At 37.4% G+C, this 14,496-nt stretch carries 14 protein-coding genes; all 14 read right to left on the reverse strand.

The features are described from left to right. Position 1: 1 nt before the first annotated feature. Positions 2 to 964, reverse strand: a complete 963-nt coding sequence (locus tag SJPD1_RS11075) for a glycosyltransferase family 2 protein (RefSeq protein WP_088437449.1) — start codon at positions 962 to 964, stop codon at positions 2 to 4. Continuing rightward, on the reverse strand, positions 961 to 2,268 hold the full coding sequence (locus SJPD1_RS11080; protein WP_087439203.1) for an MATE family efflux transporter: 1,308 nt from the start codon (positions 2,266 to 2,268) through the stop codon (positions 961 to 963). The genes SJPD1_RS11075 and SJPD1_RS11080 overlap by 4 nt, the downstream gene beginning before the upstream one ends. Next, on the reverse strand, positions 2,262 to 3,608 hold the full coding sequence (gene rfbH, locus SJPD1_RS11085) for a lipopolysaccharide biosynthesis protein RfbH (RefSeq protein WP_087439204.1): 1,347 nt from the start codon (positions 3,606 to 3,608) through the stop codon (positions 2,262 to 2,264). Before rfbH ends, SJPD1_RS11080 begins: the two co-directional genes overlap by 7 nt. Continuing rightward, positions 3,608 to 4,528, reverse strand: coding sequence for an NAD-dependent epimerase/dehydratase family protein (locus SJPD1_RS11090; RefSeq protein ID WP_096047220.1), 921 nt, complete (start codon positions 4,526 to 4,528; stop codon positions 3,608 to 3,610). The genes rfbH and SJPD1_RS11090 overlap by 1 nt, the downstream gene beginning before the upstream one ends. Positions 4,529 to 4,531: 3 nt before the next feature. Continuing rightward, the gene (locus tag SJPD1_RS11095; RefSeq protein ID WP_096047221.1) at positions 4,532 to 6,280 is read right to left on the reverse strand and encodes a thiamine pyrophosphate-binding protein; all 1,749 of its coding nucleotides are present in this window, start codon (positions 6,278 to 6,280) and stop codon (positions 4,532 to 4,534) included. Then, a complete protein-coding gene (gene rfbG / locus SJPD1_RS11100) occupies positions 6,277 to 7,389 on the reverse strand; it encodes a CDP-glucose 4,6-dehydratase (protein WP_226372191.1) in 1,113 nt (370 codons plus the stop codon). Before rfbG ends, SJPD1_RS11095 begins: the two co-directional genes overlap by 4 nt. Continuing rightward, on the reverse strand, positions 7,374 to 8,147 hold the full coding sequence (gene rfbF / locus SJPD1_RS11105) for a glucose-1-phosphate cytidylyltransferase (protein WP_096047222.1): 774 nt from the start codon (positions 8,145 to 8,147) through the stop codon (positions 7,374 to 7,376). Before rfbF ends, rfbG begins: the two co-directional genes overlap by 16 nt. Before the next feature lie 18 nt (positions 8,148 to 8,165). After that, positions 8,166 to 9,035, reverse strand: a complete 870-nt coding sequence (gene rfbD / locus SJPD1_RS11110; RefSeq protein ID WP_096047223.1) for a dTDP-4-dehydrorhamnose reductase — start codon at positions 9,033 to 9,035, stop codon at positions 8,166 to 8,168. After that, the gene (rfbC, locus tag SJPD1_RS11115; RefSeq protein ID WP_096047224.1) at positions 9,028 to 9,603 is read right to left on the reverse strand and encodes a dTDP-4-dehydrorhamnose 3,5-epimerase; all 576 of its coding nucleotides are present in this window, start codon (positions 9,601 to 9,603) and stop codon (positions 9,028 to 9,030) included. Before rfbC ends, rfbD begins: the two co-directional genes overlap by 8 nt. Positions 9,604 to 9,635: 32 nt before the next feature. Beyond that, positions 9,636 to 10,388 carry a DNA ligase gene (locus SJPD1_RS11120; RefSeq protein WP_245391471.1) on the reverse strand — a complete coding sequence of 251 codons (753 nt, stop codon included), beginning with the start codon at positions 10,386 to 10,388 and terminating at the stop codon, positions 9,636 to 9,638. 66 nt (positions 10,389 to 10,454) lie between these two features. Next, a complete protein-coding gene (gene rfbB, locus SJPD1_RS11125; RefSeq protein WP_096047226.1) occupies positions 10,455 to 11,477 on the reverse strand; it encodes a dTDP-glucose 4,6-dehydratase in 1,023 nt (340 codons plus the stop codon). Then, positions 11,474 to 12,337 (reverse strand): glucose-1-phosphate thymidylyltransferase RfbA, encoded by an 864-nt coding sequence (gene rfbA / locus SJPD1_RS11130; protein ID WP_096047227.1) that lies wholly within the window; start codon positions 12,335 to 12,337, stop codon positions 11,474 to 11,476. The genes rfbB and rfbA overlap by 4 nt, the downstream gene beginning before the upstream one ends. A gap of 1 nt (position 12,338) precedes the next feature. Then, complete coding sequence (locus SJPD1_RS11135) at positions 12,339 to 13,709, reverse strand: phosphomannomutase/phosphoglucomutase (RefSeq protein WP_096047228.1); 1,371 nt, start codon at positions 13,707 to 13,709, stop codon at positions 12,339 to 12,341. Continuing rightward, on the reverse strand, positions 13,706 to 14,494 hold the full coding sequence (locus SJPD1_RS11140) for a 3'-5' exonuclease (RefSeq protein WP_096047229.1): 789 nt from the start codon (positions 14,492 to 14,494) through the stop codon (positions 13,706 to 13,708). Before SJPD1_RS11140 ends, SJPD1_RS11135 begins: the two co-directional genes overlap by 4 nt. Positions 14,495 to 14,496: the final 2 nt, after the last annotated feature.

The raw sequence follows: 14,496 nt of genomic DNA on the forward strand, positions 1-14,496 counted from the left end.
ATTACTTATTCCTTTTCAAAAATCGCCAAAAAAATCTTAAAAAATTATATGTTTTCCGTGGAAGTAAGCTGATAAATACGATAATGTATTTTGAATATGATATTGTAAAAGGGAAAATATAAGAGTATTGTTTATAAGTTTTATAGTTTAATATATTCATACTTCGAAGAAACAGCAAGTTATTAAAAGAAAAAATATTAGATTTTGTTCCATGATCTAAAATACACTTTAATTTTACATGTAAATCATATTTACATGGCAGAGAAAAAATAAAATTGGACCAAGCAACACAAGCAATATCAAAAACACACGCCTCTTGTGTCCATCCTCTTTTTTTTAAACGAGTATCGTTTATCCCCATCACAGAAATACTATCACTCCAATAAATTGTAAAATTCTTTTCTGCTATATACTCAAATATAATCCCTGTCTGAATAAAAGAAGTATTATAATAACGTTCAAAATCAGCTTGGGCAACAAGTCTAGAACTATAAATTAAGCTTGATAAGCAAGTTAGATGCCACCCTAAGTCATTAAGAAGTTTATTAGGATTTTTATATCGTTGAGATGGTATATTTAAAACACGATTTTCTACATTACAAATAATTACTTCGTATTTATTGTTTTCGGGAAAAAGTCTTAAAAAGTATTCAATACCATTACTTGGGATTTGATACGTATCTCCCAACAACCAAATATATTCAGTATCTGGCAATTTTAGTCCAATTTCAAAATTTCTATCAGGCCCTACATTAGATGCATTTTGGTGATACTTTAATAACGGATATTCCTTCATCCATTTTGAAACTATTTCTCTAGTATTGTCTGTCGATGCATTATCAGATATAAAGATTTGTATATTGTATTCTCTTGCTAATGGAATATGAAATTCAAGGCAATAATCAAGAAAATCAGCACGATTGTATGTTGGAACCACAATAGACAAGAGACTATTATATATCAATTTTTCCCACCTCTATATTTTCTAAAAATTATTAACACCCAAGGAATACCCCATATATAACTACTCAAGAATCCTAAGAAAAAATACTCAAACGGCAAATACATAGCAACAAATAAAGTGGTTATAACTATATATACGCCTGTCACAAATGATGAGAGCATCAATGGCTCTTCTTTGTGAGCTCGCATATACATAGCATACCCATTTATGATAATTTGAAATAACCATCCTAAAGTTATGATACTGAGAGAAAAAGGGCTTACCAGCCTATTTGCAAATGGTAAGATATCTTTCAGAAATAGCACTATGATAAATAGCGTACCCACACTCAAGAGATATGTAATAACTGCTAAAATTAAATGTCGGGTAAAGATAGAATTTAGTGTATCATAGTCTTTATGGGCTACATACATATTTGTCTTAGGCGTTATTACTGTCATCCATATATTTGCTATCCCGAAAATTGCCGTACACATTGCAATACTAAATCCAATTTGTCCTGCTTCAACCACCCCATAATAATGAAAGGCAATTGGTGTAAAAGAAAAAAAGATAAAATATCCACTTATCCAACTTACCGCATATCTTCCCACCAAAGGCAAAATATCTTTTTCCCAATCATGTACAATATCTTTACTTAAAACAAAACATTGCTTTAACATATATTTATATCTATAAAAAATAATTATCGTGCCACTGGATGCTCCAATAACCAAAGAAATTGCTAAAGCATATAGTTTTAAACCGAGAACAAGAAGTATCGCTGTAGAAAGAGATGTAATAAAAGAGATAAGAAAACGAATTTTTTGAACTTCTCCAACACTATTGCACCCTTCTATAAAAGAAAGTAGCATACTGTTTATAAATACAAAAATAGAAGCAATGCCATAAACTATCCATGGAATTACCCACATCACATCTGTTTTTTTTTCATTTAATATTATAAAACCGACTATTAAAATGATAGGAAAAGCTAAGCATCCCATGCGGATAGACCATTTCATAGAAAACCTAAATAAAGTAGCTATTCTTTCTAAATAATGTTGATTACCAGATAAAGTTTTATTTTCTTCAAACTTTAAATGCGCAAATTCATGAGCAGAAAATTGAAGCAATATCGTCGAAAACCCCATATCAGCAAAAATTGCTAATGCAGCCAAACTGACAAATGTATACCAATACCCTTGTGCCTCTGCACTCAAGTATAATGGTATTAGTATAAGCATTAAAGGACCAGAAAACAACCGCCATATCTGATTTATAGCAGTATGACGAAAATCATGGCTTAAAAGAGTTTTTAACAAAAATACCCTTTTTTTGTAATAAGAAAATTCTTGATAATCTCAATCATATAGTCGATTGCTTCATCGCCCATTCCAGGGTAAAGTCCAATCCAAAAACTATCGTTCATGATCTTATCGGTATTGGGAAGTAAACCTACAGATCTATAGTCTTTATCTTTTTCAAGTGACTCAAATAGGGGATGTCGTAGCATATTTCCCGCAAAAAGATTTCGTGTTTGAATGTTGTTGTTTTCCAAGTATTCAACAAGATCATTTCTTGTGAATTTTGCTTCTTTTGTCAGGGTCATCATAAATCCAAACCAACTGGGATCACTCTGTATTTGTGCTTCTACTAACATTAACTCTTGAATGTCTTTAAGTCCATTGTAAAGCTTTTTAAAATTCTCTTTTCGTTTTTCCACAAAACTTGGAAATTTCTCTAGTTGTGCACACCCAACGGCTGCTTGCATATCCGTTGCTTTAAGGTTAAAGCCAAAATGGCTATAAACGTATTTATGATCGTACCCTTTTGGCAAACTGCCAAATTGTTGGGTAAAACGACATCCACACGTATTATCCACGCCACTTTCACACCAACAATCTCTTCCCCAATCACGCATGGAGAGCATAATCTTTTTAAGCAGTGGATTGTCGGTATAGGTGGCTCCGCCCTCACCCATAGTCATGTGATGTGGTGGGTAAAAGCTACTGGTTCCAATGTCACCCCATGTACCGGTTGGTTTACCATCATACATAGAGCCAAGGGCATCACAGTTATCTTCAATAAGCCAAAGGTTGTGTTTATCACAAAAGGCTTTGACGGCTTTGATATCAAAAGGATTACCAAGGGTATGCGCTATCATCACCGCTTTTGTTTTGGGACTCAGTGCTTGTTCTAACTGTGTTACATCAATGTTAAAATGTTTAAGTTCCATATCGACAAAGACAGGTACGGCACCGTATTGAACAATAGGAGCTACAGTTGTTAGAAAACCTGCCGCTACCGTGATGACTTCATCGCCTCGTTTGACTTGTCGCTCTTTGAGCAGTGGTGAAGTGAGTGCATAAAAAGCCAACAAATTGGCAGAACTGCCACTATTAACTAAGAACGCCCATCTTACATGTAAAAACTTTGCTAACTCTTTTTCAAACTTTTTAGAGTAATCCCCATATGTCAACCAAAAATCAAGCGAGCTATCGACAAGGTTCATCATCTCTTTTTCATCAAAGACGCGCCCTGCATAATTAACGCGACTTTCTCCTGCTACAAACGGCTTAGTTTGATTTTTTTTATGCACAAGTTCATAATATTCTTTTGTTTTATCTAAAATCTCTTGTTTTAATTGTTCTTCTTGAGTCATCATTTCCCTTTCCACATTGTATCTATTGCGTTTAGATACGGATCTTCTTTGATTATTTTGGTATCTAATTTATCTAAATTCTCTTGAAAATAACATCTCATCTTTGCTATTGCATTTTTATGAGATGTAAACTGAAAATCTCCAAGCTCTTTTAAAAGACGCTCATTATTCGAAGTATATTCGTTATTGAGTCCTTCATTGACAACTCTTATATCGGAATGAAAATCACTGACTTCATTCACCAAATTTGCTAAGGTGAAAAGGTCTACTTTGGTTCCTGTCGTTACATTATAAATCTTCTCTCTAACATCATTATGGATAAAAAAGTCGATCATTTTAACTAAATCATCACTATAAATATAGTCAAAATAGACATTTTTATTGATCGTTATAGGCAAATGCAATAAGTTTTTAACAATGGCATTTGAAATAAACTTATAGCGATAGTTTTCATACTCACCGTATGCTCCAAAAATCCGTAACTGTACAATGTTCTCAGACTTCTCAATAAAATGCGATGTAATGGATTTATAAAATCCATATTCATCTAAGGGCAACGCTTGTAAATAATCATCTTCTTTTGCTTCGATAATGGGCTTTTGCTTACTATACTCGGCACCACTCCCAAAAGAGATGATTTTCTTTACATTTTTTTCGTGTTTAGCGATATTGAAAAAAATACGTAAATTGTACTCTGTCACATTTTTCATATCAGCAGTATCGCGGCCTCCACCACGATTGGCAGTATGGACAATCACATCAATTTTATTTTCTAAAATATATCTATCAACTGCTTTTTCATCACTTAAATCAAGCTCTTTACTAGATGGTATAAAAAGTGTGTCATGATGATGCCCGAGAAGATACTCTTTTAGATGAGAGCCAATAAAGCCGCTAGAACCTGTAATGAAAATATTCATAAATTAGTGTTCCAATGGTTTAATAATCATTTGGGCGTTGAACTCTTCTCTTTCTAAAAAAGGATACATATCTTCAATAGGTTTATTGACAATAAGCTTTGGCTCAACCGTTGTCATTTGCTCTTGTAGACAGATATTAATGATTTCTGCCTCGTCTGATAGGAGTGTTTCGTGAATCTTTTGAGAAATCTCCTCTATGGTCGAGATCGTACTGCTTTTAAGTCCATAGGCGTTTGCTATGCTTGCAAAATTTGGGACACTGTAATCTTTTTGTGTGCCAATGTATCTCTGTTCAAAATAAATTTCTTGAAATTGCCTCACCATACCAAGGTTTGCATTATTCATGATAAATACTTTAATGGGTAAATTTCTTCTTTTAATGACTTCTAATTCTTGAATATTCATCTGAAATCCACCATCACCCACAATCACAAGAGCTCTTTTTTTTGTGCCAATCGTTGCACCGATGGCTGTCGGTAAAGCAAAGCCCATGGCACCCATACCGCCAGAAAAAAGAACACGTTGATCTGCTTTGGTCTCAAAGGACTGGGCGACCCACATTTGATGTTGCCCCACATCAACACAAATCATGTCATGATCAGAGGAAGATTGAGCAATCCATTGAATGATTTGATTCGGTACTTTTGCTTTGCCATCAATGCCAGTTGTGGATGAATAGTTTTGCTTATACGTTACCAGTTTTTCAAGCCACTGACCTAAATTAAGTTTAAAATCATAGTGCGATAGTGTGTTGATAAAATCAGCAATATCACAATGCAAAGTGACATCTGCCTTGATTTTAGAGTCTAACTCATTGACATCTATATCAACGTGTATGATTTTTGCTGCTCTTGCAAACGTTTTCAAATCGGTACCCGTTTGTCGTGTATCAAGGCGAGAGCCTAAGACAATAATTAAATCAGCATTGGCTAAAGCTAAATTGCTGTATCGATTCCCGTAAGAGCCAATGAGTCCAAAATTATATTTATAATCGTCCTTAACAACATCTTTTCCCATTAGAGAGTACACAACAGGCAAATTGGATTTTTCTAATAAGCGATGAATGGCTTCTGGTGCCAAGGATGAAAGGCGGCTACCTCCACCGACAAGTATAATAGGACGCTGAGATACCCTCAACATTTCTACAATTTTTTCAAAATCAATCTTATCACCCTGAATACGCATCATTTTATATTCATCACTCTCAAAAAAAGATTTTTGTTCGGATGGATTGAAATCAGTCCGTTGAATATTCATTGGGATATCAATAAGTACAGGACCTTTTCTGCCATTTTGTGTTAAAAAATACGCTTTTTCAAGTTCATAACGAAGGTTTTGAATCATATCAATCATAACCGCATATTTTGTAATGGGCTTAACGATACTGACAATATCGGTTTCTTGAAACCCTATTTGCCTTACAGGCGTATCGTATTTGTATTCATACGTATTGACCTGTCCTGTAATAAAGAGAGTAGAAATTGAGTCAAAAAAGCAACTTCCAATAGGTGTTATAAGATTGGTTGCGCCTGGTCCACTTGTGGCTGTTGCCACACCTGTTTTCCCACTCACACGGGCATATCCCTCAGCGGCAAACCCTGCTCCTTGTTCATGAATGGTATTGACGATTTCAATACCTGTATTTTTATCAAAAGAATCATACAAATGAGCAACTGCACCGCCAATATACCCAAAAGCTTTATCAATGCCTTGATCAACTAAAAATTGCACAATATAATCAGATGCTTTCATTTGATAGTCCATGCTATATTTTTTTCTTTTGCATCAACAATGTAATTTTCCAAATCTTTTTGACTCAAAATTTCACCGTTTTCATAAAACGCTTTATACCATTTAACGGTCTTCTCAAATGTATCCTCGCTATCCCACACATCTTTCCAATGAAGCTTGATATGGGCTTTTGAGCAGTCTAATTTTAAAAGATTGGCTTCATGAAGCTGGTTTGGATCACGGTTTATTTCATACGCAATCGCATCCCAATGCTTCTTTACATGTAAAACCACTTCTTCGACGCAAATGCTTCCCTCATCACTGGGTCCAAAGTTCCATGCTTCTGCAAATTCAACTCGTTCTTCAAGCAGTTTTTGCCCGACCTGTAAATAGCCACTGAGTGGTTCAAGGACATGTTGCCACGGTCTGGTCGCTTTTGGGTTTCGGATACTTACTTTTTTACCTTGACTGACGGAGAGCATAATATCGCTCATCAATCTATCTTGCGCCCAGTCTCCACCACCAATGACATTTCCAGCTCGACAAGTTGCTAAAAGCGTTTGATGCGATTTTTTGTAGTCGTTTGTATTAAAATAAGAATTGCGATATGAAGTTGCGAGTAAATCTGCACATCCTTTTGAAGCGCTGTAAGGGTCATACCCGCCCATTGGGTCATTCTCTCGGTATCCCCAAATCCACTCTTTATTTTCATAGGCTTTATCACTGGTGATGTTGACAATGGCTTTCACCTGATGTTTGCGACATGCCTCAAAAACTTTAAGGGTACCCATGACATTGGTTTCATAGGTTTCGATAGGATTGGCATAAGAAGGTCTGACCAACGCTTGAGCAGCCAAATGAAAAACAATATCTGGCTTATAGGTTGCAAAAGTTTTATCTAACGTTTCTAAGTCTCGTATATCACCGATGATCGACGCGATATCAAGATCAAGCAATGCTAAATGATTGGGGTGGGTGGGAGCTTCCAAAGAATAGCCCACGACCTTAGCACCCATCTGCTTGAGCCAATACACAAGCCATGAGCCTTTAAAGCCTGTATGTCCTGTGACTAAGACAGTTTTATCTTTGTAGATACCACCAAAAAGATGTTGCATTACCAAACTTTCCATGGCGCTTTGTTCTCTTTCCAGAGTTTATTGAGTTTTTGGTTATCACGAAGTGTATCCATGGGTTGCCAAAAACCATCATGTTTATAAGCAAACATTTCACCATCTTTGGCTAAATTTTGTAAAGGAGCTTGTTCAAAAATACAATTTTCATCTTCAATAAGATAATCAAATACTTTAGGTTCACATACAAAAAAGCCACCATTAACCCAACCCGCTTCTGTCTTTGGTTTCTCTATAAAACTGTTAATATTCATCGTTTCATCAATATCAAGATTACCAAACCGCGCCTCTGGCTGAATTGCAGACATTGTAAGCGCTTTTCCATGCTTTTGATGAAAGGCTACCGTTTTTGCAATATCAATATCACTCACGCCATCTCCATAGGTCAATAAAAAAGACTCGTCTCCTATATACTTTTGAGCACGCTTAATACGACCTCCGGTCATCGTATCAAGGCCGGTATCCACAAGGGTGACTTTCCATGGCTCACTGGTATTATTATGCACTTCCATGCTATTAGTTTGAAGATCAATGGTTATATCACTTTGGTGCAAAAAATAATTTGCAAAATACTCTTTAATGTAATAGCCTTTATAACCAAGAAGCACGACAAATTCATTAAAACCATAATGGGAATAGATCTTCATAATATGCCATAAAATTGGCTTGCCACCAATTTCCACCATCGGTTTTGGTTTTATATCGGTCTCTTCTGCTATTCGTGTTCCATATCCACCTGCGAGTAATACGACTTTCATTGTATCTCCATAAATAACTTATTCATTATTAACGTTTATTTTATACAAACATTCTTCCAAACTATCTTTCCAGTAAGAAATTTCTATGCCAAACTCATTTTTGATTTTTGATTTGTTTAAAAGAGAGTAGTGAGGCCTTGTTGCAGGTGTTGGGTACTGCGATGTTTCAATAGGATTGATTTTACATGTAAGCTTTGCCATCTGCATAATCTCTCGTGCAAAATCATACCAACTGGCAACACCTTCATTAGAATAATTATAAATCTCCGTTTGGGTATTTTTGATTCTTGGCAGAATATCTAAAATCACTTTCGCTAAATCTTTTGCATAAGTAGGACTCCCTACTTGATCGTAAATAACACCCAAAGAGTCTTTTTCTTTACCTAAACGAAGCATCGTTTTGACGAAGTTAGCACCATGACTACTGTAAACCCACGATGTTCGAATAATGACGCTATTGGGGAGCTTACCATGTAAAAGCGCATTCTCTCCACCCAACTTCGTTTTACCATAAACCGATTGAGGATTGGTCTTATCTGTTTCGCCATAAGGTTTATGATTAGTTCCATCAAAAACATAATCCGTTGAGATATGAATCAGTTTGATATGCTTTTCTTTTGCAATGCTTGCTAAATGCTCTACTGCTTGATGATTGATTTTATCGGCTAAAGCTTCTTCACTTTCAGCTTTATCGACTGCGGTATAAGCCGCACAGTTAATAATGGCATGAATAGTATTTTTTTCAACAAATGATTCAATAATGTGTTTATCCGTAATATCAAGTTGATCTTTACATGTAAAGAAAAATGTATAGGGGAAATGGGGAGAAAGTGCTTGTATCTCGCTTCCTAATTGACCGTTTGCACCTGTCACTAAGATATTAAGCATAGTAATTTACGCCATATTCAAAAAGGTCATTGGTCTCTGCAAGTTTAGGTTGCTTGGTATCTTTTGCGGAGAGTTGAAACAAATCTGCACTCATTTGCCAATCAATACCCAGTTTTGGATCATTAAATGAAATTCCTCGGTCACACTCAGGGGCATAGTAGTTATCGACTTTATAGGTAAAGGTACAGGTTTCACTCAGCACTACAAAACCATGAGCAAAGCCTCTTGGAATAAACATCTGTTTTTTATTTTTTCCATTAAGTTCTACAGCTACATATTTTCCAAATGTGGGACTCCCTACACGAATATCTACAGCAACATCCAGAACTCGTCCATCAATGACACGAACTAATTTTGATTGGGCAAAAGGTGCAAGTTGATAATGAAGTCCCCGCAAAACACCATGATGACTTCGTGATTCATTATCTTGACAAAAATTCACTTTGAAACCTACAAATGCTTCAAACATGTCTTGTCTAAAGGTCTCTACAAAGTACCCTCGCTCATCACCATGTACTTTGGGCTCTATTATGATCACGTCTGGTATAGAGGTAGGCGTAAATATCATCTCTTACTTCTTTCTTGTGTCATTTTTTATTTTTATATCTCTTCTTTCATTCTCATATAAATAGGAAACCGTGGTTTACCGCCTTTAGTCATCTCTTGAAATTTATAAGTAATCTTAGCACCAATGGCAGGAGGATTTTTACGTTCCGCATCACTAAAGCCTGAACCGATGTCAAACATCACGCCATCATCCGTTTTACATGTAAGCGAACCAAAGCTATTTTTGTACTTGCCTTCGCCTTTGTGATGCTCCACCACTTCACACTCTGCATCTTGAAAACTTTTCACTTTCAGGCTATTAGGATCACGCTTAACGACATATTTGGTATCGGGATTGCGCACGACAACACCCTCTCCACCGCCTTTTTCAACTTCTGTAAGAAAACGTTTCAGATCATCATTGTCTTTACATGTAAACTGTTTTGCCACTTTGAGGTAGTCGGCTTGATTGAGTTTAAGATAATACTCCAACTTTACTAAACGCTGGATCAGCCCACCATTTTCATTCGGCACATCAAAGGCGTAAAAAGCGATGTTTTTCCATCCATCATGCGGCTCTTTTTTCTTCACAATAGAGATAATAGTTTCAAAATCACCCCGTTTACTCCAAAGCTCTCCATCCACGGCAAAGGGAGGAAATCCTTCGGTAAACCAAGCAGGAGCCGCGAGTTCAATGCCACCGCGTGAGATCAGCTTTTGCCCATCCCAGTACGCCCGCACTCCATCCATTTTTTCACTCATGAGCCACCCTGAAACGTCTTGTCCATCCCATTCTTGTAACAACATCAATTCAGGCTTAGCTCCGAACATTAAACTTGTTAATAGGAGCCAAGAGAGCATTAATCGCTTCATTTATGCCTCTGTTGTGTATTTTCTCAAATACCACTGAATCGTTTTAAGAATGCCGCTTTCAAAGTTTTCTTCTGCTTCCCAGCCTAGTTTTGTCTCAATTTTGGTGGCATCAATGGCGTAACGTCTATCATGCCCTGCTCTATCTTCCACAAAGGTAATCTGCTCTTTATACGAAGTGGCTTTTGGTTTTAGGGTATCGAGTATCTCACAAATCTTATGCGCGATATAAAGGTTATCTCGCTCATTGCGTCCACCAATATTATAGGTTTCTCCTGAGTTTCCTTCATGGAAGACCAAATCAATGCCTTTGCAGTGATCTAGCACATAGAGCCAATCACGGATATTTTTGCCATCACCGTAAATGGGGATTTTTTGATTGGACAATGCTTTGCGTATGATCGTAGGAATAAGCTTTTCATCGTGTTGTTTAGGACCATAGTTATTAGAACAATTGGTAATGACCGTATTCATCCCATACGTATGATGATAGGCGCGTACGATCATATCACTGCTTGCTTTGGAAGCTGAATAGGGAGAGTTTGGTGCATAGCTTGTGTTTTCTGTAAAAAGTCCCGTAGCGCCAAGCGTTCCATACACTTCATCGGTAGAGATATGGTGAAAACGACACGCTTCGTATCCTTCTTTCAGCACAAACGGTTTTTCCATCCAGGTTTTGTACGCTACATCAATAAGTGTAAAGGTTCCATTGACATTGGTTTCGATGAACACGCCTGGGTTTTTGATGGAGTTATCCACATGCGACTCTGCTGCAAAGTGAATCACGCCTTGGATATCATATTTTTCAAACAGAGACTCGACTAGAGCCCTATCACAAATATCCCCTTGAACAAAAGTATAACGAATACTTTTTTCTACCTCTTTGAGGTTATCTAAATTACCAGCATAGGTTAAAAGATCCAAATTGATCAGATGGTACTCTGGATACTTTTCTAGGAAATACGGTACAAAGTTTGAACCGATAAAGCCTGCACAACCGGTGACTAAAATACATTTTTGACTCATTTAACCAATTCCTTGAGGTATTCTCCATAACCATTTTTACTCAGAGGTTTTGCAATCTCCAAGACTTGCTCTTTGGTAATCCAGCCATAATTATAAGCAATCTCTTCCAAGCAAGCAATTTTGAAACTCTGTCGCTTTTCAATCGTTTGCACAAACATGCCAGCTTCCAGTAAACTGTCATGCGTTCCCGTATCAAGCCACGCAAAACCACGTCCCAAAACTTCAACTTGTAAATCGCCTCGTTTAAGATAGGCTTCATTTACAGAAGTAATTTCAAGCTCACCTCGATCACTTGGTTTAACCGCTTTGGCGATCTCAATCACACTGTTATCGTAAAAGTAAAGTCCCGTTACGGCAAAAGGTGATTTGGGATTTTTAGGTTTTTCTTCAATGCTAATCGCTTTTTGGTTCTCATCAAACTCGACGACACCAAAACGTTGTGGGTCTTTGACCTGATACCCAAAAACAATTGCTCCCGATTTTAATTGCGCGGAACTTTGAAGTAAGGGAGTAAAGCCTTGGCCATAAAAAATATTATCTCCCAAGATCAAACAAACGCTATCGTTCCCGATAAACTCTTCGCCTAAAAGAAATGCTTGTGCCAATCCATCGGGACTGGGTTGAATTTTATACGAAAGAGAGAGTCCCCAACGGCTACCGTTCCCAAACAGGTCTTCAAATTTACCAATATCTTGAGGTGTGGAGATAATCAAGATCTCACGAATCCCAGCTAGCATCAAAACAGAGAGCGGATAATAGATCATTGGTTTATCATAAATCGGCAACAACTGTTTGCTAATCGTTTGGGTAACAGGATAAAGTCTGGTTCCAGACCCTCCTGCTAGGATGATGCCTTTCATGTTAGTGAAGCTCCGCTTTAGCGTACGCGATCAATTCGTTCAGTTTTTTCTCATACAATTTCGCGTTATCCGCATTGGTCGATTCAAAACGTGTGACTAAAACGGGTGTTGTATTGCTCGCTCGAACCAAGCCCCAACCATCGTTAAAAATGACTCTTACGCCATCGACATCAACAATCTCTTTAATAGCAGGAAAATCTTTAGGAGGATTTTTCAAAAGCTCTTTGACTTTTTCAACCAAAGGAAATTTATCACTCTCATTGGTCTCAACTTTAAGTTCTTCAGTAGAATAAACGGTTGGTAATTTTGCAATTTCAGCATCGACATCCAAACCATTTTTAACCATTTCAATCATACGAAGCGTGGCGTAAATCGCATCATCGTAACCAAAATAACGGTCGTTAAAGAAAAGATGCCCGCTCACTTCGGCTGCAAAATCGGCGTTCGTTTTAGCGATCATCACTTTGAGGTTACTATGCCCTGTTTTGTACATAATCGCATGGCCTCGTTTGTTGATCTCATCGTACATGACTTGAGAACATTTCACTTCACCAATGACGGTTGGGTTTTTCATAGCACTGGAAAACAAAATCGCCATAATGTCGCCTTTGACATTGTTGTGCTTGGTCAAAAACGCCAATCTATCGGCATCCCCATCATACGCAAACCCAAGCGCATACTCGCCTTCAAGCTCTTTTTTAATGTCTTTGAGGTTTTTCTCAACGGTTGGGTCAGGATGGTGGTTTGGAAATGTACCATCGGGGTCTGTAAATAAACCTTTACATGTAAAACCTAAAGCTTTAAATACATCTTGCACCACAACGCCTGCAACGCCGTTTCCACAGTCATAAACAAACGGTTGCTTGAAGCCTTTAAGGTGGTCAAACTCTTTGATCAAAAAGGCGATATAACGCTCTTTCGCATTGATAAACGTTGAGCTTAAGTCATCTTCGATTTCCATCGCGTAATTTTGCATAATCTCGCGACCCAATGCGTAAATGTCTTCACCAAAGAAAGGCTTTTTATCGAGGGTTACTTTAAAACCATTGTATTCACTAGGGTTGTGAGAACCCGTGATCATAATGGAAGCATTTGGCGTTACGCCATCGAAATTTTGAAAATTACTAAAGTAATTCACCGGTGTCGCAACGAGTCCCATGTTAAGCACGTTACAGCCAGCTTTGTTGAGTCCGCTAGTAAGATACTCACACAAAATCGGTGAATGTGAACGCGCGTCATACCCTATCGCAACATTTTTACCCACTTTAGCAATCTGTTTTCCTAAAAAATACCCAATAAGTTTAACCGTTTGCTCGTTCAGCTCTTTTTCGTAAATACCTCTGATGTCATACTCTCTAAATATCGCTTTCAATGGTTCTCCTTGTACAGTTCTTCTTCAATTGCGATGCCAAAAACATCCGTATAGGACTTATGGGCCCGTAAATTTTCTTGCATTGTAACCAATGCACGCTGATAATCCTCTATAATGAGGTTCCCTTTTAAGAGTTCATACTTTAAAAATAACCAATAGGTATTGAGCACATCGCTTTCGCAATACTCCTTAATTTTATCCATTTCACCTGCATAGTAAAGCTCTAGCACTTGATCGCCATGCACATCGTATTTACCAGGAAGCCCTACCATTGAGCAGACATGGTCTAACTTCATGCCACGCACTGCGCCAAATTCGCACAAATGGTCTAAGAGATCGACATGAAAACGGTCACTGTAACGCGCGCGGTAATTTTCCCATTTGTTTTTATTCAACTCTTTGTTTTCGACTTCAAAATAAGCGTTACATGTAAGATTGTATTGCATCGCTCTTAGCATCAAAAGCGGCATATCAAAACTGCGCCCGTTAAAACTTACCAGCTTTGGATTGTGTTTATTGATAAATCCTAAAAAGCTTTTGATCATCTCATGCTCCGTGTTGCCCTCGATACTACTCACCTTGCGAAAAATGCCAAAATCATCCGCGATGACCGCCGAAATCGCCACAATTTTATGAAACGATAGGGGTAAAAAGCTGCTTCCACTCTTCTCTTCTTGCTCCTTTTGCGCTAAAAGTGAAACCTCAAGGTCTTCTCCTTCAAGGTTTAAGACACTTCGAATTAGCTTGGTATCAGGGATGGTCTCGATATCGAACACACAGATCATTG

The sequence above is a fragment of the Sulfurospirillum diekertiae genome, assembly GCF_002309535.1.
GTDB classification, from domain to species: domain Bacteria; phylum Campylobacterota; class Campylobacteria; order Campylobacterales; family Sulfurospirillaceae; genus Sulfurospirillum; species Sulfurospirillum diekertiae.

Excerpts from the sequence above, each read along its gene's own strand:
- rfbD (WP_096047223.1), bottom strand. The coding sequence starts at position 9,035 with ATGCTTAATATCTTAGTGACAGGTGCAAACGGTCAATTAGGAAGCGAG.
- SJPD1_RS11120 (WP_245391471.1), bottom strand. The coding sequence starts at position 10,388 with ATGTTGTTACAAGAATGGGATGGACAAGACGTTTCAGGGTGGCTCATG.
- SJPD1_RS11095 (WP_096047221.1), bottom strand. The coding sequence starts at position 6,280 with ATGAAAGCATCTGATTATATTGTGCAATTTTTAGTTGATCAAGGCATT.
- rfbB (WP_096047226.1), bottom strand. The coding sequence starts at position 11,477 with ATGAGTCAAAAATGTATTTTAGTCACCGGTTGTGCAGGCTTTATCGGT.
- rfbG (WP_226372191.1), bottom strand. The coding sequence starts at position 7,389 with ATGGAAAGTTTGGTAATGCAACATCTTTTTGGTGGTATCTACAAAGAT.
- rfbF (WP_096047222.1), bottom strand. The coding sequence starts at position 8,147 with ATGAAAGTCGTATTACTCGCAGGTGGATATGGAACACGAATAGCAGAA.
- SJPD1_RS11090 (WP_096047220.1), bottom strand. The coding sequence starts at position 4,528 with ATGAATATTTTCATTACAGGTTCTAGCGGCTTTATTGGCTCTCATCTA.
- SJPD1_RS11140 (WP_096047229.1), bottom strand. The coding sequence starts at position 14,494 with ATGATCTGTGTGTTCGATATCGAGACCATCCCTGATACCAAGCTAATT.
- rfbH (WP_087439204.1), bottom strand. The coding sequence starts at position 3,608 with ATGACTCAAGAAGAACAATTAAAACAAGAGATTTTAGATAAAACAAAA.
- rfbA (WP_096047227.1), bottom strand. The coding sequence starts at position 12,337 with ATGAAAGGCATCATCCTAGCAGGAGGGTCTGGAACCAGACTTTATCCT.
- rfbC (WP_096047224.1), bottom strand. The coding sequence starts at position 9,603 with ATGATATTTACGCCTACCTCTATACCAGACGTGATCATAATAGAGCCC.